General features: G+C 43.6%; 3 protein-coding genes. All 3 read left to right on the top strand.

Translation table 11 applies throughout. The annotated features are described in order from the left end of the window. The first annotated feature begins 482 nt into the window (after positions 1–482). Positions 483–914: a ribosome silencing factor gene (rsfS, locus tag VB714_RS07185; protein ID WP_323222565.1), complete on the top strand. Its 432-nt coding sequence runs from the start codon at positions 483–485 to the stop codon at positions 912–914. Continuing rightward, entirely contained in the window at positions 915–1,421 is a 507-nt protein-coding gene (locus tag VB714_RS07180) for a CGLD27 family protein (protein WP_323222563.1), read from the top strand. Between the two features lie 25 nt (positions 1,422–1,446). After that, positions 1,447–2,155: asparaginase (locus VB714_RS07175; RefSeq protein WP_416309628.1), on the top strand; the 709-nt coding region annotated here is incomplete at its 3' end.

Genomic DNA, 2,155 nt, shown 5'->3' with positions numbered 1-2,155 from the left:
GCGTTCATCCTGAGCCAGGATCAAACTCTCCATTTTGTGGAAATTATTTCCTTTTACTCTTTTCTTTTTTGACGAGGATGTGTATTATACTTTCAAACTTATTCTTTTTTCTTGGTTCGGCGCGCTGTTTTTGAGAACCCCGTTTCCGGTTGCTCTCTCAACCGCGCATTTACTAAGGTAGCTACTTTTTCTCTACCTGTCAACCCTTTTTGCGAAAATATTTTTCTCTCTACTCCTCTTTTTTCCCGCATCCCCCTCATATCAACTCTTTCGGGTTTAAAAAAACAGGAAATTCTTTTTGGAATTTTCCTGTTTTTGCCTTTCTAGTTTCTATGTTCTGGTTTCTACAGGCATTTTCTACTACACATTAAGAAAAATTCTGTCTCTTACCCAGATAGAAACAATTACGTTACGATCCGAGGATAAGCGTCAATGCCATGGCCTTTGGCAATATATATAAGACAAAATTAATTAATTTCTCTATGACACAACAAAACGCCAGCATCAATACGTTATCCCCTCTTTCGGTTGTATCTACTCCTCCTGAAGATTCTAGTTTCGCCATCGCCCGCATGATTGTGGAAGCGGCAGACGATCGCCAAGCGGGAGATATTCTCTTGCTCAACGTGACGGGAGTTTGTTACCTTGCGGATTATTTCATTATCGCTACTGGCTTTTCCCGAACCCAAGTCCGTGCTATTTGTAATGCGATTGAAGATGCTGTTGAGGAACAACTGGAATGCCTTCCCCATCGCATTGAGGGGAAAGCTGAGGGAAGTTGGATTGTTCTTGACTATGGCGACGCGATCGCCCATATTTTGCTGCCAGAAGAGCGGGAATACTATAACTTAGAAGCGTTTTGGGGTCATGCTGAACGCATTGATTATCAATTCGATCGCGCAGCAGGGGAATAAATGAATAATGCCCATCCTTCTCTTTCTTCTTGTCCCGTTCCTATAGAGCAACAACCTCTTAATGAATACGAACAGTTAAAAGAATCGTGGTTGTTTAACTGGGCCGTACAAAGCCCTTTTAAATATACGCGCAAGCTGATGTGGGTGTGGGGACTGGGATGGCTGGTTTCAGGACCGATCGCCGCTACCAGTTTCCCTCCTGCTAAATCCCCTCTCAATTTTACCCTCGCTGCGGCCGGAGGTGCTTTGCTTTTTGTTGTTTTGCTGTTAACACATCTTTATTTTGGTTGGTCTTATATTTGCGATCGCCTTTACCGAGAAACTGTAACGTATGAAGAATCGGGGTGGTATGACGGGCAAATATGGCAAAAACCCCAAGATGTTCTGCTGCGGGAAAGGCTCATTGTAACTTATCAAGTTAAGCCAGTTCTCGATCGCCTCAAGAAGACCTTCGCGGTTTTAGCAGCTTTTATAGCGCTTGGTAGTGTAACGTGGATCGTTGTTTAAAAAAAATCTGTTTAAAGAAAATCTTATGACTCGAGGAATGCGAAATCACGCGCCAGAACTAGAAGTTCAACTCTTAAGGGAAGGAATTGTTGAATCTATCCATCATGTTACAGCAATTGTCAGCGACGATCGCGGGCGAATACTTTCCCTCGCAGGAAGCGTAGAAACCAATACTTTTATTCGTTCTGCCCTCAAACCCTTTCAAGCTCTTGCCGTTACCTCAACAGGTACATTGGAACGCTACAATCTTAATGATAAAGACTTAGCCATCATGTGCGGCTCCCATCAAGGTAGCGTAGAACACGCCCGACAGGTCTTTAATATTCTCTGGCACTGCGATATTGAAGCGGATGCGCTACAGTGTCCAACTCCAAAAGGAAAAAAAAGCCCTCTCCAGCACAATTGTTCGGGAAAACACGCTGGAATGTTGGCGGTTTCTCAGCAACGTCATTTTCCCTTAGATAATTATCTCCATCGTTCTCATCCCATTCAAAAGCTAATTATTGGTAAAGTTGGAGAATTATTAGGAATGCCCGCAGATGAATTTATTAGGGCGCGAGATGACTGCGGTGCGCCAACTTACTCGATGCAAATGGGACAAATGGCCTCTCTTTATGCAAAGTTAGCTTCTGGGAATAACTTAGATTTAGAGCGGATTTTGCGAGCCATGACGTACCATCCTCGTATGGTGGCTGGAGAGGGTGCATTTGATACAGAGTTGATGCGATTAACAG

This window comes from Spirulina sp. 06S082, from assembly GCF_034932145.1.
Classification (GTDB): domain Bacteria; phylum Cyanobacteriota; class Cyanobacteriia; order Cyanobacteriales; family Spirulinaceae; genus CCY15215.
The sequence above is the reverse complement of the archived record's forward strand: the minus strand, read 5'-3'. Positions and strand labels throughout refer to the sequence as shown.

Bases quoted from the DNA above. Each gene is read 5' to 3' on its own strand.
- rsfS (WP_323222565.1), top strand. From the start codon at position 483: ATGACACAACAAAACGCCAGCATCAATACGTTATCCCCTCTTTCGGTT.
- VB714_RS07180 (WP_323222563.1), top strand. From the start codon at position 915: ATGAATAATGCCCATCCTTCTCTTTCTTCTTGTCCCGTTCCTATAGAG.